The sequence below is a fragment of the Roseixanthobacter pseudopolyaromaticivorans genome, assembly GCF_043195145.2.
In the GTDB taxonomy this organism is placed as follows: Bacteria; Pseudomonadota; Alphaproteobacteria; order Rhizobiales; family Xanthobacteraceae; genus NCEH01.
Genome location: NZ_CM195539.1, coordinates 380438 through 398348, shown reverse-complemented (window position 1 = coordinate 398348; position 17911 = coordinate 380438). Strand labels below are relative to the sequence as shown.

Genomic DNA, 17911 nt, shown 5'->3' with positions numbered 1-17911 from the left:
GGACACGGGGGAGCGCCCCGGCCGGCAAGGTCGCATGCGCTCACGCAGCTCTGTCAAGGGCACCTTCGCGGGTGACACCCGCCTCGGTGAGCGCCCGGCGCAGGCGATCGAGTTCGGCTTGCGGCAGCTTCATCAGCGGCGCGCGCACCACCGCGCGCTCCTGGCGGCCGAGCATGACGAGGCATTCCTTCATGCGGTTGTGCATGTCCAGGAACGGCGGCGCGTAGAAAGCCTGCGCCAGGGGATAGATGCGGTCGTTGATCTCCTGCGCGAGCGCGAGATCGTCGGCTTGCACCGCCCGCCACAGGGCCACCTGAAGGTCCGGGATCACGCTGCCGGCGCCCGAGAGCAGCCCGTTGCAGCCCATGGTCAGCGAGGCCATCAGCCAGGAGGAGTGCGTGGTCAGCACATTCACCGGCTTCGCCAGCGCCTGGAAGGTGCGGATATGGCGCTCATGGAGCATGGGATTGTTGGACCAATCCTTGATGGCCCGGATGCTCGGCACCTTTTCGAACAGCTTCAGCAAAGTGTCGAACGGGTAGTGAACCCCGGAGGCTTCCGGATAGGCAAAGCAGATGATCGGTAGGTCGGGCGCGGCATCGGCGATGGCGCTGTAATGCGCGATGGCCATTTCCGGGCGCAGGTGCCCGCCCATGGACAGGGTGTTCGGCGGGAACACCAGCAGCGCGGACGCGCCTTCCTGCGCGCCCATGCGGGCCAGGCGCGCCGCTTCCGCCGTGCCGTCCGCATAGACGCCGGAAATCAGCGGCAGGCGCGCGCCGATCTCGTCCAGCGAGACGGCGAGGATACGCTTCTGGTCCTCGAACGAGCAGGCGTGCACTTCGGAGGCATGGCCATTGACCGTGATGGCGGAAAGCCCGTCCACGGCGGCGACATCGCGCAGGTGGCGGCGCGTCTCGCCCTCATTGATGGAGAAATCCTCGTTCAACGCGAGCAGGGTGGCGGGAATGACGCCGTGGGGCACGTAATCCTTGAAACGGGGCATGTTCGGCACTCCTATGGAAATTCGAGCGGGGTTCAGTGGCGCCAGAGGCCGCCGGCGACGGTGAGGGCTTGCCCGGTCATGTAGGCGGCCGCGTCGGAGGCCAGGAACGCGGCGACGCCCGCCACATCCTCGGGCACGCCGAGCCGGCCGAGCGGGATCGCCGCGACGCGCTTGTCCGAGCCTTCGAGGCCGAGCCGGAGCGCGTCTTCCTCGCCGCGCGCCCGCATGGCGGTGTCGGTGATGATGCCGGGGCAGATGGCATTGACCGTGATGCGGCGCGGCGCCAGTTCCAGCGCCAGGCTTTCGGTGAGGCCGAGGATCGCGAACTTGGTGGCGCAATAGCCGCCGTAGAACGCCTTGCCGGACTTTCCGAGCCAGGACGACATATTGATGATGCGCCCGGTGCCCTCCTGCGCGAGCAGCGGCACCGCCGCCTGGCAGGCATGGAAGATGCCGTCCACATTGATGCGGAACATGGCCTCCCAATGGGCCTTGGGCAGATCGGCGATGGCGCCGAGGCGCATGATGCCGGCATTGTTCACCAGCACGTCGAGCCCCCCGAGGCTATCGCGCAGCGCATGGATGGCATCGCCGATGTCCTGCGCTTCGGCGACATCGGCGCGCGCGGATGCTGCCTCGCCGCCCGCGGCGACGATCAGATCCCGGGTCTGCGCCGCCGCCTGCGGATCAAGATCGATCACGCCGATGCGCGCCCCATCAGCTGCCAGACGCAGCGCGATGGCGCGCCCGATGCCCGCGCCGCCGCCGGCGATGATGGCTGCGCGCCCCGCCAGCGGCAGCGCCTGCTCGCCCTCGGCCATCACGCGGCCCGCTCTGCGCTCTGCGCGTTCTGCGTCCACTTCATGTGGTGCTTGCCGACCGCGACGGTCTCGCCGCGCTGGTTCGTGACGTCCACCTGCGCAAGCGTGCGGCGGCGCTCGGCGTCCACTTCGCTGATGGTATAGGCGACGTGGATCGTGTCGCCGAAGAACACCGGCTTGATGAAGCGGATGCCGTCATAACCGAGCGAAACCGGGGTCGAATCGATGCCCTGCTCCAGGCTCTTCTCGATCATGCGCGTGGAGGCGGTGGACATGTAGCCCACCAGCAGCGCGCCGTGGGCGATGCGCTGGCCGAACATGGAGTTCTTCATGAACTCGTCGTCCACATGGTTTCCGGAGAGATCCCCCGTGATCCCGGCGAACAGATAGACGTCGCTTTCGCCGACGGTCTTGGAGAACTTCACCTTGTCGCCGACCTTGGCGTGCATCACAGTCATGTCTTGGTCCCCAATCAGAAAAAATGCGGCGGGAGTGGTCCTCGAGGGAGCGCCCGTCAGTTGATGGCTTCCTCGCTCTCGCGATCGAAGAAATGCAGGCCACGCGGGTCGAGCCAGAGCGGGACATGGTCGTGCACGGCGATGGGGGCCTCGGGTGCGATGCGTGAGGCCATCATCAGCGTGTCGCCGGCGCGCACGCCGATCACCATTTCCGCGCCGAGCTGCTCGGTGACTTCCACGGGAGCGGAGAAGGCGGTCTCATGCCCGGCCGGGCACTGGCCGAAGCACACCTGCTCCGGCCGCACTCCGAGCGTCACCGGGCGGCAGTTGGTGCGGGCGAACATCGCGGCGCGCTGCGGCGGCAGGCGGATCGAGAAGTCCTGCGCCTCGGCGTGAAAGAAATCGCCCTTCTGGACGATATCCACCGGCAGGAAGTTCATGGCCGGCGCACCGATGAAGCTCGCGACGAAGCGGTTCTTCGGCCGGTTGTAGATGTCGAGCGGCGTGCCCACCTGCTGGATGCAGCCGTCCTTCATCACCACAACCCGGTCGCCGAGCGTCATGGCTTCCACCTGGTCGTGGGTGACATAGATGGAGGTGGTCTCCACCCGCTCGCGCAAGCGCTTCAGCTCCACACGCATCTGCGCCCGCAGCTTGGCGTCGAGGTTGGAGAGCGGCTCGTCAAACAGGAACACTTGGGGGTGGCGCACAATGCAGCGACCCAACGCCACGCGCTGCTGCTGGCCGCCGGACAATTGCTGCGGCTTGCGCGCCAGCAGCGGGCCGAGGCCGAGGATCTCGGTGGCCCGCATCACCTCCTGCTTGATCTTGTCTTCGGAAACCTTGCGGTTGCGCAGGCCGAAAGCGAGATTGTCGTAGACCGTCATGTGCTGGTAGAGCGCGTAATTCTGGAACACCATGGCGATGTCCCGGTCTTTGGGCGGCAGGTCGTTGACCACCGTGCTGCCGATCTGGATCGTACCCGTGCTGATGCCCTCCAGACCCGCCACCATGCGCAGGGTGGTGGACTTGCCACAGCCCGAGGGCCCCACCAGCACCAAAAATTCGCGATCCTGGATATGCAGGCTCACGTCCTGCACCACATGCAGCGAGCCGTAGGTCTTGCAGACATCTTTCAGAATGACTTCGGCCATTGGAAAAATCCTCCGTGATGCGCCCGTTCGGCCTACATGCGCAGGCCGCGGACGACGTATTTCTGTCCGAAGATCGTGATGAGCAGCGCCGGCAGCATGGCGAGCACGGCGGTCGCGCTCATGAGATGCCATTCGGTGCCGGTCTCGGTGACGAACTGCGCCATGGTGACGGTGATCACCGGCGTGCGCTGCGCCGTGAGGATGAGGCCGAACAGGAACTCGTTCCAGGTCCACAGCCAGGACAGGATAGCGAGCGCCGCGATGCCCGGCATGGCGGACGGCAGCGCCACCCGGCAGAACGCGCCCCAGCGGGTGCAGCCGTCGATCAGCGCCGCATGCTCCATGGAGGGGCTGATGCTGTCGAAGAAGCCCTTCATGATCCAGGAGAAGAAGCACACGTGCACCGCCACGTGAGGCAGCAGCAGTCCGAGATAAGTATCGTAGATACCGAGATTGGTCGTCACCAAATAGAGCGGCAGCACCCAGGAGATGTAGGGCACGGTGCGGAAAACATAGATGATGCCGAACCAGCTGCGTTGAATGGGCCCGGTGAAGCGCGACAGCATGTAGCCGCTGCCCACCGTGACGCCGAGCGAAGCCACCGTCGCGATGGAGGAAAGGACGAAGCTGTTCCACATGGAATGCAGCACGACTGGCTGGGCCAGCACCTCGGCGAAATTGTCGAGCGTGAATTCCCATCCTCGCCAGATGTAATACACGCCTGAAGGCGGGCGCACGGAGGTGAGCAGCAGGATCGCCACTGGCCCGATGAAAATCATCAGGATCGCGATCACCAGCAGCGCGAAGAACACCCGCCGGCCGGCGACGCCGAGAAAGCCGAAAAAGCCGCCCGCCTGGGCGCGGGGGCCGGTGGAGGAGACGGCGAGCGACAGGCTCATCGGGAAACCTCCATGGCGCGGTTGACGATGGCATAGAGGCCGAGGCCCACCGCCAGCATGATGATGGCGCCTGCGCCCGCCGCCGCCGCGCCGCGGCCGAGATCGAGATTCACGAACGCCTCCACATAGGCATAGACGGAGAACACCTCGGTGCTGCGCGCCGGCCCGCCGCCGGTGAGCACCCAGACCTGATCGAAGGTGCGAAACGCATCGATGGCGCGGATGAGCACGCACACGGCGATCACTGGCCGCAGCAGCGGCAAGGTGACGTGGGTGAAGATGCCCCATTTGCTAGCGGCATCGATCTGCGCCGCCTCATAGGGCTCCTTGGGCAGGCCCTGGAGCGCCGCCAGCAGGATGATGGTGAACCACGGGGTCCAGATCCACACGTCCGTGAGGATGATGATGATGAAGCTCGGCCAGCGCTCGGAGAGCCAGCCGACCTGAGGCACGCCAATATAGGCAAGCAGCGTGGTCAGTATGCCGAACTGATCATTGAACGACCAGCGCATCATCGTCGCGGTGATCACCGGCGCGATGGTCAGCGGCAGCAGCACCACGGTCTGGATCAGCAGCCGGCCGAAGAACTGGCGCTTCAGCAGATGCGCCAGCGCCAGCCCGAACACCAGCGAGAGGGTGACCGAAGACACCATCAGGATGAAGGTGTTCGGCAGCACAATCTTCAGGAATACAGGGTCGGTGAAGACCTCCACATAGTGGCGCAGGCCCACCCAGGTCTTCTGCGGATTAACCAGCGACCAGTCGCGGAACGAAGCATTCATGCCGATGAGGATCGGCACCACTTCGAACGAGAGCAGCACCAAAGCGGCAGGCGCGATGAGAAGGAGCATGAAGCGCTCCTTCTCCCCGAGCAGGCGCGGCCTGTGAGCCGCGCTGGCCGGCGCCATGCTCATCGCATGGCCCCTTGCTGGATCGCTGGCGCGCCTTCCGTGAGCACCTTGGGAATGTCTTCCCGCGCGCCGGTGACGGCCTTGATCAGAATATCCGAATAGGTTTTATGCACCACCGCCCAATTTCGGAAGTAATAAGCGTCATGCACATGGGCGGAGTCGAACAGGATGCCCTTGACCTGCCGCCACACCGGGTCGGCCTTGTCGAGCATGGCCCACACCTTGCTGTTGGGCGGGGGGCCGCCGGTCTGCTCCCACTGGGCGATCTGGCCCTCGTAATCGGTCATCATGGCGCCGAGCAGCGCTTTCGCGGCCTTCTGCTTCTCCGGCGTCACGCTTTTGGGGATCGACCAGCCCCAGATGTCGATCCAGGAGCGGTGCTCCTTCGACATGGGCCCCTGCGGGAAGCGCGCCATGCCCACATGGCCGGCGGCCTTCGATTTCTTCGGGTCGTTATAGGTGCCGAGCAAGGTGGAATCCGCCACCGTGAAGGCGGCATCGCCGGCCTGGAAGATGGCATTCGCCTCATCGCGCGAATAGGTCGACATGCCGGGCGGGCTGATATTGTTCTTATGCAGGGCATCCCACCAGAATTCGGCGGTCTGCACCTGGCAGGCGTCGGCGGTCATGGGCTTCCAGCCGTTCTTCGAGAGCACGGCATTGTCGCGCTCATAGGCGGGCGCATAGACGTCGCAATTGTTGTTCCAGAGCGACCACCAGAAGCTGAAGAAGGTGTTCGTGAAGGTCATGCCCCCCACGTAGCCCCATTTCACCTTGCCATCCTTCTGGAGCTTCTGGGAAACCTTCACCAGATCATCCCACGTCTTCGGCACTTCCGCCTCGGAGACGAGATCCGTTCGGTAAAAGAAGATGCCGGCGGTGGTCGCCATCGGAACGGTGGTCGGCTGTCCCTTTTCGTTGAAGAAGGGTTCCAGCTGGCCTTCGGCCACGTTCTTGATTTCGGGAATGTCGTCCGTGGAGACGAGGTATTGCGCCCAGTCCTGGCCCCAGTCGTCATTGTGCCAGATGATGTCGCACTGCCCGGTCGAATTATTCGCCAGCATTTGCGTGATCTTGGGCAGATAGATGGAATAAGACATGGGCGTCTTGGTCAGGTTGATATCCTGCTTCTTGGCCCACTTTTCCAGGATCGCCAGGTTTGCCGTCTGAACCGGATGGTTCATGTAGCAGATGGTCAGATCCGTCGCGGCCGAGGCCGCTCCGGGCGCGAGGGCTGAGAGGCCCGCCACCAGCCCGAGCCCGGCCAATAGTCGCGACGATTTGAATTTACTCATGTTTGCTCCTCCCCGAAGCCAAGTGTCTCGCCGGATTCCCGGTCGTGTGACGCCGTTGTTCTGAAAATATGCGTAAGCGCTTCAGGCGCAGACCGGCTCCGCCGCTTCGGCTTTCGCGGGCGCGCCGACGATGCCCTGGGCGAGCAAGTCCTCGATCGCGGCGGCGGCGTAGCCGATCTCTTTCAGGATATCGGCGGTCTGCGCGCCGAGAGGCTGCGGCGGAAGCTTGATCTGCGGCGCCTGCCCGTCATAGCGGACCGGATGGGTGACCAGAGTAATGGGGTCGCCCGTCGCGCCAATTATGGTCTGGAAGCTCTGGTTGTGGCGCACCTGCGGGTCGTCCACCACGGCCGGATAATCGTTCACCGGCGAATGCCAGATGCCGGCGGCATCGAAAGTGGCCACCAAATCCGCGGTGGTGCGGGCGGCAAGCGCCGCCGCGATCGCTGGCGTCGCCTGGTCGCGATGCGTATAGCATTGGGCATCAGCCACCCGCTGGTCTGCGGGAATATCCAGCGCCGCGCTGAGGGCGTCGAGCGAACCGAGCGAAATGGCGATGTGGCCATCTTGCGTGGGATAGATGCCGTAGGGTGCGCCGTAATACCAGCCGGAGATATTGCCCGGCTGGCGCACATCATCCGGGCGGACGCCATTGAGATAGCAGGTGAAGGATTCCAGCTGCAGGTCGATGGCGGCGGACAGCAGGCTGACGTCCACCTTGCACCCCTTGCCGGTCCGCATGCGGCCGAGCAAAGCCGCCATGATGCCGCTGGCGAACAGGGCTGCGCCGTGATGGTCCACCGCCGAGACGCCCACCGCCCGCGGGCCGTGCTCCCGGGTGCCGGTAATGGTGGCAAGGCCCGACATGGCCTGGATGATGAGATCCTGCCCCGGCTTGTTCACATAGGGCCCATCCGCGCCATAGCCAGAGGCCGAGGCATAGATGATATCGGACTTGATCTGCTTGGCAGCCTCGTAGCCGAGGCCCAGCTTGTCCATCACACCCGGGCGGAAATTCTCCGCCACCACGTCTGCGGTGGCGATCAGTTCGCGGGCGATGGCGAGGCCCTTCTTGTCTTTCAGGTTCAGCGCAAGACTGCGCTTGTTCCGGTTGCCGGCGAGCAGAAGCATGGTCTGGCCGCCCACGTCCTTGTTCGCGCCACCCCATTTGCGCTGGAACGCGCCCTCGGTGGATTCCACAGCGATCACGTCCGCGCCGAGGTCGGCGAGCTGCTGGATGCCCACCGGTCCCATCAGGAAATGATTGAAGCTGAGGATTCGAATGCCTTTGAGGTGGTCCAACGCCTCGCTCCCCTGTGATTTTTCAAGCCCTTGCGTCCGGGCTGTTTCTGAAAACGATTTCAGGATAGAAATGGGTTGAGGGCCTGTCAACCCTTATGGACCTCGGGGCGAAGATCCCGGCATAATCGAATGCCGAAGGGCTTTGAAAATTCGGCCGAAACTGCAGTTTTAAGGGGCGGATTCTTGATTAAACACAAAACGAAACTGGAAGACGTCGCAAAGCTCGCCGGGGTTTCGCTCGCCACGGTTTCGCGCGTGCTCAACCACCCGGGCATCGTCCGCCCCGAACTGCGCGATAAGGTTTCCCAAGCGGTGGCAAGCCTTTCCTATACGCGCGATGCCGCCGCGCGGGCCCTCAAGTCCGGCCGCACGCACACCATTGGGGCGGTTGTGCCCACGCTCGGCATCAGCATTTTCGCCGAGGGTGTCGAGGCCCTTCAAAACCGCCTGAGCGAGCACGGATATACTTTGCTTCTTGCGAATTCGCAGTATGATCTGAAGAAAGAATTGCAGGAAGTCCGCGCCCTCATAGAGCGCGGCGTGGATGCCATCGTCCTGGTCGGTGATTCATCTTCAAACGAGGTCCATGCGCTGATCAAAAAGCATGGCATTCCGGTGGTCATTACATATGTCGCGCACTCCAAGCGCGGCACCCCGGCCATCGGCATCGACAATGAGGCGGCGACGCGGGATATGACGCGCTATCTCATGGGGCTCGGGCATCGCGAGGTGGGGGTCATCGCCAACGTTCCCGCCGCCAACGACCGCTCCCGCGCCCGCCTCGCCGGCATCCTGAAAACCCTTGAGGAAGCGGGAATCGCCTTGCCGAAGAGCCGCCTCATCAAGGCCGAGCACTCCCTCGTCCAGGGGCGCATGGGCTTGCAGCAATTGATGAAATCCCATCCACAGATCACCGCCATCATCTGCACCACCGACACCCTCGCGGTGGGTGCGATGACCGAGGCGCGGGCCATGGGCATTCATGTGCCGGGAGCCCTTTCCATCACCGGCTTCGACGATATCGAACTTTCATCCCAGCTTGAGCCCCCGCTGACCACGGTGAGCATTCCTGCCGCCGAAATTGGGCGCGGCGCCGCCGATCATCTCATCAATGCCATCTCCGGCCTGCCCATTCCCTTAGTCACCGACCTGCCATTCCGGATCGTGATCCGTGGCACCACGGCCAAGGCCCGCACCACCAATCCGAGGCGCCTCGCACGGGCGTGATGAGGCTGTACCCCAGCGCTGCTCCTCTGCTATATCGATTTCAGAAAACGTTTTCATAAAATCGATTTCGGAGGTCGCCCATGACTGAGACGCTCGCCCGCCCGTCAACCCAGACCGCTCCGCTGGTGCTCGCCGAAGCGCCGCGCGACGGCGTGCTGGTCGTCACACTCAACCGTCCGCAAAAGCGCAATGCGCTAAGCCGCGCGCTGCTCATCGAACTCGCCGGCATCTGCACCGATGCGATCGACGATCCGCAGGTCCGCTGCGTGGTGCTCACAGGGGGCCCAGATTTCTTTTGCGCAGGGGCCGACATCACCGAGATGCAGACCTGGGGCTTTGCCGCGCTGGAGCATTCCGGTCGCCAGGCGGCATGGGATGCGATCGCCGGTTTCCCGAAACCCCTGATCGCGGCCGTGGAAGGCATTTGCTTCGGCGGCGGCCACGAACTGTCGATGCTGGCGGATATGATCGTCGCGTCGCAAACCGCCCGCTTCGGCCAGCCTGAAATCAATATCGGCATCCTGCCTGGAGATGGCGCGACGCAACGTGTGACGCGCGTGGTCGGCAAGTCGCTTGCCATGAAGATGATGCTGACGGGCGAGCCCATCGACGCGGCGAGGGCGCTCGCGGCCGGGCTTGTGGCTGAGGTCGTTCCCCCTGGCAAAACTCTCGAGCGCGCGTGCGAACTTGCCCGCATCATCGCCACCAAGCCGCCGATTGCGGCGCGACTGGTGAAGGAAGCCGTTCTCGCCGCCTACGATACGCCGCTCGGCGCCGGGCTGCACATCGAGCGCCGGGCGATCCGCCACGCTTTTACCACGCAGGACCAGAAGGAGGGCATGGCCGCCTTCGCGGAAAAGCGGCAGCCGCGTTTTCAGGGCAGCTGAGGGAAAGGAGGCGTGACGTGCAGGGGAACGTCACCCATAGCCGGATATGAACCGGCCTGCCGGTGACTACGCGCGCCGTTCAGCTTTTCCGAATGGTCCTTCTCATTTTTCAGCATTGTCGAATGCACCCTGGCGTACCAGCATCCGCAAAACTCAAGAATGAGATGTCGGGAGGATGCGTATGGACCACGATCAGGTCTTTATCGACGGCAAGTGGACCGCCCCTGTTTCGGGTGAAGTCGTGCCGGTCCTGGACCCGAGCACCGGGGCGACCATCGGGCATATCGCGCGCGGGGGAGAAGCCGATATCGACCTGGCTGTAAAAGCCGCCCGCAATGCCTTCCAGACAGTGTGGGGTGCTACGCCGGCGCTGGAACGCGGGCGTCTCCTCAGCCGGCTCGGCCTGCTGATCCTTGATAATCTTGAGGAATTGGCGGAGGTCGAAGCCGCCGACACCGGCAAGCCCATGAAGCTGGCGCGTAACGATATCCGCGTGACCGCCCGCTATTTCGAATATTACGGCGGCGCCGCCGACAAGATCCACGGCGAGGCCATTCCGTTCCTGGCCGGTTACCAAGTGATGGTGCTGCGCGAGCCGCGCGGTGTCACGGGCCACATCATTCCCTGGAACTATCCCGCCTCCATGTTCGGCCGCACACTGGCCGCCTCGCTTGCGGCGGGCAATACCACCATTCTCAAGCCCGCCGAGGAAGCTTCGCTCTCCTGCCTGCGCCTGACCGAATTGGCCCGCCAGATCGGCTTTCCGGCCGGCGTCATCAATGTGGTGACAGGCCTCGGTGAGGAAGCCGGCGCGGCGCTCGCATGCCATCCGGGCATCGATTTCCTGTCGTTCACCGGTTCCCCGGAGGTGGGCACGCTGGTGCAGCGGGCCGCCGCGGAAAACCATGTGCCCTGCGTGCTCGAACTCGGCGGAAAATCCCCCCAGATCGTCTTCGCCGACGCCGACCAGGACAAGGCGGTGGAAATCATCATCGGCGCCATCGTGCAGAACACCGGGCAGACCTGTTCCGCCGGGTCGCGGGTGCTGATCGAGCGCTCCATCTACGAACCCTTCATGGGCCGCCTGGCCCGTCGCATGGCAGCGGTCGAGGTGGGACATCCCAGCCAGGATCTGGATTGCGGACCGGTCATCAATGCGGTCCAGCGCGACCGCGTCACCGGCTTTCTCGAACGCGCCGCCGAGGACAATGTGGAGATCGCCGCCCAGGGCAAGATCCATCCGCAGGCGTCCAAGGACGGGTATTTCGTGCCTCCGACGCTGTTCGGCCTGGTGCCGCGCACCCACGAGCTGGCCCGCGAGGAAGTGTTTGGCCCGGTGCTCGCGGCCCTGCCGTTCGACGACGAGGACGATGCCCTGCGCCTCGCCAACGGCACCGATTACGGCCTCATCGCCGGCGTGTGGACCCGCGACGGCGGCCGCCAGATGCGCATGGCGAAGGGCATTCGCGCGGGCCAGATCTACATCAACGGCTACGGCGCCGGCGGCGGCATCGAGCTGCCGTTCGGCGGCTTCGGCAAGAGCGGACACGGACGCGAGAAGGGCTTCGAGGCGCTGCACGAATACACGGTGGCCAAGACCGTGGTGATCGACCACACCCGGTAAGGACCGACGCAAAGCGCGCCGTGACGCGGGGCGAGCATCCGCGAGCCCCTACCCTTTCCAATCCTGTGAGTTCTTGCCCATGACCGGCACTGCCCCCAACCTGGCCGAGCTGCCTGAATTCTCCCGCGCGGCGGTGGTGCGCCGCTTCGGAGAACCGGTGAAAATCGAATGCGTGCCGGTCCCTCGGGCTCCGGAGCCGGGCGCCCTGATCGTGCGCACGACCGCCTGCTCCATCTGCGGCACGGACGTGCACCTTTCGCGCGGCAATCTCTCGCTCACCGTGGACCTGCCGATTATCCTCGGCCACGAGATGGTCGGGCGCGTCGTGGCCATCGGCGCAGGGGCGGAGCGCGACAGCGTCGGCCAGAAGCTCGCCATCGGCGACCGCATCCTTTGGACCCACACCGCCTGCGGCCAGTGCTTCTTCTGCACCGTCGCCCGACAGCCCACCCTGTGCGAGAACCGCCGCGCGTACATGTATGAGAATATCGAGAAGCCGCCGTATCTGCTCGGCGGCTTCTCCGAATATGGCTATGTGCTGCCCCAGTCCGGCCGCGTCCGGGTGCCGGACAATCTGGACGATGCAGTCGCCAGCCTGTGCTCCTGCGCTTTCCGCTCGGTGATGAACGCCTTCGACAATCTCGGGCCGATCGATCCGTCCGAGCACGTGGCGATCCAGGGCGCCGGGCCGCTCGGCATATTGGCGGCGGCGGTGGCGCGCGTTGCGGGCGCCCGCACCGTGAGCGTCATCGGAGCGCCGGCCCCGCGCCTCGCCCTGGCGCAGGAGTTCGGCGCCACCCACGTCTTCACCATCGAGGGCACGACCCATGCGGACCGTGCCGCGGAATTGCGGGCGCTCACCGATGGGCGCGGGCCGGACATCGTCATGGAATTCACCGGCCACCCGGATGCGTTCGGAGAAGGGCTGGACCTGGTACGCAAGGGCGGGCGCTATCTCACCGTCGGCCAATTGGGCGGCGGCACCACGACCTTCAGCCCCTCGACCATCGTCAAGAAGAACATCCGCGTCATCGGCTCCTTCTCGGGCGATGTGAAGTCCTATTGGAAGGCGCTGCAATTCGCGTCAGCCCATATCGACACGATCCCCTTCGGCAAGATGATCACCGGCCGTTTTGCTCTGGCCGATGTCAACACCGCGCTGGAACGCATGCATCGGCTTGAGGAAATCAAGCCGCTCATCGTGATGACGTGAGGACGGCCATGACAGACACGGTGCAGTTCACGCCCGACCGGTCCGGCCCCCTCGACGGGGTGCGCGTGCTCGACATGTCCCGCCTGGTGGCCGGCAACATGGCCACCCATGTGCTCGCGGATTACGGGGCCGATGTCATCAAGATCGAGCGTCCCGGCAAGGGGGACGATCTGCGCGGCTGGAAGGTCGACGGCATTGAGGTCTTCTGGAAGGTCTATTCGCGCAACAAGCGCAGCGTCGCGCTCGACATCCATTCCGAGGACGGACGCGACCTGCTGCTGCGCCTGATCGACACCGCCCAGGTGTTGGTGGAGAACTTCGTGCCCGGCACGCTGGAGCGCTGGGGCCTCGGTCCCGACGTCCTGCACACGCGCAACCCGCGCTTGATCGTCCTGCGCGTCTCCGGCTGGGGGCAGACGGGGCCCTGGAGCCTGCGTCCCGGCTTCGGCACGCTGGTCGAGGCCATGTCCGGCTGGGCCTTCATGAACGGCCATGCGGACAAGCCACCCACCTTGCCGCCCCTGGCCTTGGCCGACATGATCTCCGGCCTCTACGGCGCTTCGGCGATCCTCGCCGCCTTGCGCGCGACGGAACTCAACGGCGCACCGGGACAGGTGATCGATCTGTCCCTATTCGAGCCCATCCACGCCATGATCGGGGCGGAAGCGGCGCAATTGCGCATCACCGGCCGGCCCACGGAGCGCGCCGGAAACCAATCCTCCCACACCGCGCCGCGCAACGTCTATCGCTGCGCCGACGGGGCCTATGTGGCGATGTCCGGCTCCATGCAATCCATGGCGGAACGGATCCTCGACACCATCGGCCGGCCGGAGCTCAAGAGCGATCCCCGCTTCGTAGATAACGACGCCCGCGTCGCCAATCGCGACGAGCTGGACGCCATCATCGCTGCCTTCGTTGCCACGCGCGACCAGGCGGAGAACCTCGCACTGTTCGACGCGGCGGGTGTCACCGTCGGCCCGGTCTGCTCCGTGGCCGACCTCGTCGCGCATCCCTATGTCTTGGGCCGTGGAGCCATCGTCGAGGTGGAGGACCGCGACCTCGGCTCGATACCGATGCCCAACATCATCCCTCGTTTCTCGGCCACGCCCGGCATCTTCCGCCGCCCTGCACCCAATGTGGGCGAGCACAATGAAGAAATTCTGCGCGAGCTCGGCATACCGGCGCGCGGATCCGCCGTGGAGATTTCGCAATGAGCACGCCCGCGCCCGCTTGGCGCTCCCTTTTGTTCATTCCCGTTCTGAATGAGCGCTTCCTTGCCCGCGCAGCGGAGCGGGATGCCGATGCGATCCAACTCGACCTGGAAGACGCAACGCCCCCGAGCCAGAAGCCAGACGCGCGTCGCGCCCTCCCGGCGGCCGCCGCGCGGCTCGCGCAGCAGCAGCTCGACGTGATTGTCCGCATCAACCGCCCCTGGCGGGACGCGATGGCGGATATGGAGGCGGCGGTGGGGCCCCACGTGTGCTGCCTCACCTTGCCGAAGGTGCCCGATGCGTCCCACGTGCGCACCATCTCGGAAATCCTCGACGAACTGGAGGCGGAGCGCGGGTTGGAGCGCGGCCACACGCGTCTCATCGTCATGATCGAGACCGCCGAGGGCCTGCTCAACATGCCGGCGATCGCGGCAAGCCATCCCCGCATCGCCGGCATGACGGTGGGCGCGGAGGATCTGGCGGTCTCGCTGGGCGCCTCGCCGACATACGACACCCTTTACGTCCACAATGCCCACGCCGTAGTCGCCGCGCGGAGCGCCGGAATCCAGCCGATCGGCTTCGTCGGCAGCGTCGCCGATTATGCCGACACCGCCGCCTTCCGGCGGACCATCACCCAGGCACGCGAGATGGGCTTTACCGGCGGCTTCTGCATCCATCCGAGCCAGGTGCCGATCATGAACGAGGTGTTCGCCCCCTCGGCGGACGAAATAGAGTGGGCCCGCGGTGCGCGCGCCGCCTTCGAAGAGGCGCTGGCGCAGGGGATTGGCGCGGTGACCTTCCGCGGCGCCATGCTGGACCTTCCGGTCGCCGACCGTGCCCGGGCCATTCTTGCGCGCCACGAGGCTTTGGAAAAAATGCGGAAGCCCCGGCCGTAACGGCCCGCCGAGCCCGAGGACACCATGGACCTTCGCGACCTCCGCATATTCGTAGCGATAGCCGAGACCGGCTCGCTGGTCGCGTCTGCCAAGATTCTGCACAGCAGCCCACCCTCCCTCAGCGCACGGCTTAAAGATCTCGAAGGCGAATTCGGCACCCAATTGTTCGACCGCCAAGCGCGCGGCCTCGCGCTGACCGAACAGGGGCGTGAATTGCTCTCGCATGCCTATGCGATCTTGAAGCTCTCGGAGGACGCCAAGGCCAGCATGCTGAGCCGCGGCAAGGAGCCGGTCGGCAACGTGCGCTTCGGCGTTCCCGGTTCGCTGGTGGGGCTGCTCACGGTGCGGCTGATCGAGACCTGCCAGGAAAAGCTGCCACAGGTCCGCCTACGGGTGGTGGAAAGCATGTCGGGCTACATCGCAAGCTGGCTGCGCGAGGGAACGCTGGATGCCGCGCTGGTCTTCGGCGGCGGTGCGGCGACGGACAAGAGCGCATCGCTCCAGCCGATCGCCGAGGAGGACCTCTACGTCAGCACCTACGATCCGCGCACGGTCGCCCCCCACCTGACCACAGCGGGGGAAATCCGCCTGCGGGATATCCAGCATCTCCGCCTCGTCATGCCCGGTCCCGAGCACGGCCTGCGGAGCCTCCTCGAGGTCACGGCGCGGCGCCATGCCATTCCGCTCAATGTGGCGATAGAGCTCGATGCCTCGCCGCAGATCTTCGAGATGGTGCGACGCGGCCATGGCGTCACCATCGGCTCGCTGGCGGCCCGCGATGCCAGCGCCAATGCCAACGCCGCGGAAGGTCTGAAGCTGCATTCCTTCCGCGTCGTCGATCCCGGCGTCACGCGCACCGTATATCTCGCCACGCCCCTCAACCGCCCTTCCTCCCGTGCCACCATGGCGGTGGCACAGACCGCCGTCGACACGCTGCTATCGCTGGCGGATTCGGAGGAATGGAAAGCTCGGCGGCTGTGTTGACGATGCCCCACGGATCAGAGCTCCAGCATCTCCCGGACATCCTGCGGCGAGGCGATCTCCCGGCCCGCGGCACGCGCGATCTGGGCCGCGTGGTGGATGACCTCCTCGTTGCGCGGACACCCCAGTTCCACATAGGGAAAGTCGCCGATGCCAGGGGCGATGTTGCCGCCGCGGCGCGCCACCGTATCGCACAAGTCCAGCAGGTTGCCGCCGACGATGTTTGCGGTCCAGTAATGGCGGGCGCGCGACGGCAGGAAGCGCAGATGCGCTTCAAGGCCGTCCACTGTGCCCGGATGTCCGGTGATGAAGGGCGCATCGGTCATATTCAGCAGGAAATAGGCGGGCTCGGCTGCGAGCCCCATGTCGATCAGCGCCTCCGCGCGGCGCATGAAGCCCACCGACCAGCAGACGAGCTTCGGCTTGATGTGCGCGGCCTTCAGACGCTCGACGTAGGAGATCACCACGTCGGTGCGGTTCTTATAGACCCGGTCCGTATGCGAAAAGGTCCGGGTCGCGGCGTCGTAGGATTCGAGATTGGCGGTGCCGGTATCGACCGGAACGATATCCGGCCGGGTTGCGGGGTCCTTCGCCAGTTCCATCATGCAGTCCATCCGACCGTGCGGGTCGTCGTCGCTGGCGATGAACCCAAGCGTGGGCAGGATGAGGATGTCGCACTTCGCCCGCACTTTGCGGATGACGTCGGCATTCTCCTCCACGGTATGGAGCGGAGCCCCGTCCGGCGCGCGCGCGTGGAAATGGAGGATCGAGGCTCCAGCCTCCCGGCAACGCGCTGCGGTTTCGGCGATTTCGTCGGCGGTCCATGGGACGTGGGGATTGCGGTCCCGCATGGCATATTCGTTGACGCGCGCCTCGATGATCATTTTTTTCATTTGGGGATCTTTCGAACGTCCGCTGATGCGGGTCGCCTCCCAGCGACCTGCCCCAAGGACGCTAAAGGGCCCTTGCGTTCATCGCAAATGACCTTTTTGGGCTTCGTTGTGAGGAAAGCTCACAACACTTATGGTCGCCCCTCCGATATGTCGGGTGAGGAGCGGCCATGAGCATTCCAAAAGCATCCCTCAATGCATTGCGTGCCTTCGAAGCCACCGCGCGGCTGCGCAGCATGACGGCGGCCGCCGCCGAGTTGTGCGTGACGCACGGTGCGATCAGCCGGCATGTGCGGGCGCTGGAAGAGACCTTCGGCCTCCCGCTGCTGCGGCGGGAGCACCAGTCCATGGAGACGACGCCGGAGGGCGCGAGGCTCGCTGAGGGCCTGACGACGGCGTTCAACCTGATCGACGCAAGCGTCGAGCAGCTCAACCCGGGGCCGCTCACCGTCTCCTGCTCGGCGACCATCATGATGCACTGGCTGATCCCGCGCATTGCCGGCTTCCATGCCGCGCACCCGCACATCGAAGTCCAGTTCAACATGAATTACGACCAGGTCGATTTCGTCCGCGACAAGGTCAGCATCGCCATTCGCAACAGTGTCATTCCGCCGCCGCGTGACGTGCTCATCCACGAATTGATGACGGAATGGGTCGGCCCCGTCTGGGCGCCCACCTATGGGGATGCGCGCAAGCTGCGGGGCCTCGACGATCTGCGCACGGCCCGGCTGCTTTCTACCAAGACCCGCCCGCACGGGTGGGAGGACTGGTCCGCGCTCGTCGGGCTCTCCCCCGCCATCAAGCCCAATTCGCAGGAATCCTATGAACATTTCTATCTGTTGATCCAAGCCGCCTTGTGCGGCCTCGGCGTGGCGGTGGTGCCAGCCATGATGGTGCTGGACGAGATCCGCTCGGGCCGGCTCGTCGCCCCCTTCGGCTTCGTCCCGGGACCGCGCAAGCTGGTGCTGTGGATCGCTCCGCACCTCGGCGCACGACCCGATACCAAGGCCATGGCCAACTGGCTGTCCACCGAGCTGAAGAAGACGGCGGATCTCTGTGCCGCCATGAACCCGCCGCGGCTTCCCAACCCCGCAGGGCGCCGAAGTCCGGTGCGCCGCGTCATACCCTCTTTGTGA

17 protein-coding genes are annotated in these 17911 nt (G+C 65.1%); 8 read left to right on the top strand and 9 right to left on the bottom strand.

Features of this window, described 5'->3' with window-relative positions:
* Nucleotides 1-40 precede the first annotated feature (40 nt).
* The 8 genes from V5F68_RS01810 to V5F68_RS01775 form a co-directional block, all read right to left on the bottom strand.
* Nucleotides 41-1006 carry a dihydrodipicolinate synthase family protein gene (locus tag V5F68_RS01810; RefSeq protein ID WP_394014737.1) on the bottom strand — a complete coding sequence of 322 codons (966 nt, stop codon included), beginning with the start codon at nt 1004-1006 and terminating at the stop codon, nt 41-43.
* Between the two features lie 32 nt (nt 1007-1038).
* Nucleotides 1039-1827 carry an SDR family NAD(P)-dependent oxidoreductase gene (locus tag V5F68_RS01805; RefSeq protein WP_394014812.1) on the bottom strand — a complete coding sequence of 263 codons (789 nt, stop codon included), beginning with the start codon at nt 1825-1827 and terminating at the stop codon, nt 1039-1041.
* Entirely contained in the window at nt 1827-2285 is a 459-nt protein-coding gene (locus V5F68_RS01800) for a MaoC family dehydratase (RefSeq protein WP_348846738.1), read from the bottom strand. The genes V5F68_RS01805 and V5F68_RS01800 overlap by 1 nt, the downstream gene beginning before the upstream one ends.
* 56 nt (nt 2286-2341) lie before the next feature.
* Nucleotides 2342-3439, bottom strand: coding sequence for an ABC transporter ATP-binding protein (locus V5F68_RS01795; RefSeq protein ID WP_394014738.1), 1098 nt, complete (start codon nt 3437-3439; stop codon nt 2342-2344).
* Nucleotides 3440-3471: 32 nt separating this feature from the next.
* The gene (locus tag V5F68_RS01790) at nt 3472-4338 is read right to left on the bottom strand and encodes a carbohydrate ABC transporter permease (protein WP_394014739.1); all 867 of its coding nucleotides are present in this window, start codon (nt 4336-4338) and stop codon (nt 3472-3474) included.
* The gene (locus tag V5F68_RS01785; RefSeq protein ID WP_394014740.1) at nt 4335-5189 is read right to left on the bottom strand and encodes a carbohydrate ABC transporter permease; all 855 of its coding nucleotides are present in this window, start codon (nt 5187-5189) and stop codon (nt 4335-4337) included. The genes V5F68_RS01790 and V5F68_RS01785 overlap by 4 nt, the downstream gene beginning before the upstream one ends.
* Before the next feature lie 59 nt (nt 5190-5248).
* Entirely contained in the window at nt 5249-6544 is a 1296-nt protein-coding gene (locus V5F68_RS01780; protein ID WP_394014741.1) for an ABC transporter substrate-binding protein, read from the bottom strand.
* A gap of 81 nt (nt 6545-6625) precedes the next feature.
* Nucleotides 6626-7846 carry a CaiB/BaiF CoA transferase family protein gene (locus V5F68_RS01775; RefSeq protein WP_394014742.1) on the bottom strand — a complete coding sequence of 407 codons (1221 nt, stop codon included), beginning with the start codon at nt 7844-7846 and terminating at the stop codon, nt 6626-6628.
* Nucleotides 7847-8029: 183 nt separating this feature from the next.
* Here V5F68_RS01775 and V5F68_RS01770 point away from each other — a divergent pair, with 183 nt between their 5' ends.
* From V5F68_RS01770 to V5F68_RS01740, 7 genes are all read left to right on the top strand, one after another.
* Complete coding sequence (locus V5F68_RS01770; RefSeq protein ID WP_394014743.1) at nt 8030-9073, top strand: LacI family DNA-binding transcriptional regulator; 1044 nt, start codon at nt 8030-8032, stop codon at nt 9071-9073.
* Between the two features lie 80 nt (nt 9074-9153).
* Nucleotides 9154-9960, top strand: a complete 807-nt coding sequence (locus V5F68_RS01765) for an enoyl-CoA hydratase-related protein (protein WP_394014744.1) — start codon at nt 9154-9156, stop codon at nt 9958-9960.
* 181 nt (nt 9961-10141) lie between these two features.
* A complete protein-coding gene (locus V5F68_RS01760; protein ID WP_394014745.1) occupies nt 10142-11584 on the top strand; it encodes an aldehyde dehydrogenase family protein in 1443 nt (480 codons plus the stop codon).
* A gap of 79 nt (nt 11585-11663) precedes the next feature.
* Complete coding sequence (locus V5F68_RS01755; protein WP_394014746.1) at nt 11664-12797, top strand: zinc-binding dehydrogenase; 1134 nt, start codon at nt 11664-11666, stop codon at nt 12795-12797.
* A gap of 8 nt (nt 12798-12805) precedes the next feature.
* Nucleotides 12806-14011: a CaiB/BaiF CoA transferase family protein gene (locus V5F68_RS01750; protein ID WP_394014747.1), complete on the top strand. Its 1206-nt coding sequence runs from the start codon at nt 12806-12808 to the stop codon at nt 14009-14011.
* Complete coding sequence (locus V5F68_RS01745) at nt 14008-14904, top strand: HpcH/HpaI aldolase/citrate lyase family protein (protein ID WP_394014748.1); 897 nt, start codon at nt 14008-14010, stop codon at nt 14902-14904. Before V5F68_RS01750 ends, V5F68_RS01745 begins: the two co-directional genes overlap by 4 nt.
* Nucleotides 14905-14928: 24 nt before the next feature.
* Entirely contained in the window at nt 14929-15888 is a 960-nt protein-coding gene (locus tag V5F68_RS01740; RefSeq protein WP_394014749.1) for a LysR family transcriptional regulator, read from the top strand.
* 14 nt (nt 15889-15902) lie between these two features.
* Here V5F68_RS01740 and V5F68_RS01735 read toward each other — a convergent pair whose 3' ends face one another.
* Nucleotides 15903-16778: a beta-keto acid cleavage family enzyme gene (locus V5F68_RS01735; RefSeq protein WP_394014750.1), complete on the bottom strand. Its 876-nt coding sequence runs from the start codon at nt 16776-16778 to the stop codon at nt 15903-15905.
* 167 nt (nt 16779-16945) lie between these two features.
* Between V5F68_RS01735 and V5F68_RS01730 the strand changes: the two genes are divergently transcribed.
* On the top strand, nt 16946-17911 hold the full coding sequence (locus V5F68_RS01730; protein WP_394014751.1) for a LysR substrate-binding domain-containing protein: 966 nt from the start codon (nt 16946-16948) through the stop codon (nt 17909-17911).

Coding starts and splice junctions, on each gene's coding strand:
- V5F68_RS01810 (WP_394014737.1), bottom strand. CDS start 1,006: ATGCCCCGTTTCAAGGATTACGTGCCCCACGGCGTCATTCCCGCCACC.
- V5F68_RS01805 (WP_394014812.1), bottom strand. CDS start 1,827: ATGGCCGAGGGCGAGCAGGCGCTGCCGCTGGCGGGGCGCGCAGCCATC.
- V5F68_RS01800 (WP_348846738.1), bottom strand. CDS start 2,285: ATGACTGTGATGCACGCCAAGGTCGGCGACAAGGTGAAGTTCTCCAAG.
- V5F68_RS01795 (WP_394014738.1), bottom strand. CDS start 3,439: ATGGCCGAAGTCATTCTGAAAGATGTCTGCAAGACCTACGGCTCGCTG.
- V5F68_RS01790 (WP_394014739.1), bottom strand. CDS start 4,338: ATGAGCCTGTCGCTCGCCGTCTCCTCCACCGGCCCCCGCGCCCAGGCG.
- V5F68_RS01785 (WP_394014740.1), bottom strand. CDS start 5,189: ATGCTCCTTCTCATCGCGCCTGCCGCTTTGGTGCTGCTCTCGTTCGAA.
- V5F68_RS01780 (WP_394014741.1), bottom strand. CDS start 6,544: ATGAGTAAATTCAAATCGTCGCGACTATTGGCCGGGCTCGGGCTGGTG.
- V5F68_RS01765 (WP_394014744.1), top strand. CDS start 9,154: ATGACTGAGACGCTCGCCCGCCCGTCAACCCAGACCGCTCCGCTGGTG.
- V5F68_RS01760 (WP_394014745.1), top strand. CDS start 10,142: ATGGACCACGATCAGGTCTTTATCGACGGCAAGTGGACCGCCCCTGTT.
- V5F68_RS01755 (WP_394014746.1), top strand. CDS start 11,664: ATGACCGGCACTGCCCCCAACCTGGCCGAGCTGCCTGAATTCTCCCGC.
- V5F68_RS01750 (WP_394014747.1), top strand. CDS start 12,806: ATGACAGACACGGTGCAGTTCACGCCCGACCGGTCCGGCCCCCTCGAC.
- V5F68_RS01745 (WP_394014748.1), top strand. CDS start 14,008: ATGAGCACGCCCGCGCCCGCTTGGCGCTCCCTTTTGTTCATTCCCGTT.
- V5F68_RS01740 (WP_394014749.1), top strand. CDS start 14,929: ATGGACCTTCGCGACCTCCGCATATTCGTAGCGATAGCCGAGACCGGC.
- V5F68_RS01735 (WP_394014750.1), bottom strand. CDS start 16,778: ATGAAAAAAATGATCATCGAGGCGCGCGTCAACGAATATGCCATGCGG.
- V5F68_RS01730 (WP_394014751.1), top strand. CDS start 16,946: ATGAGCATTCCAAAAGCATCCCTCAATGCATTGCGTGCCTTCGAAGCC.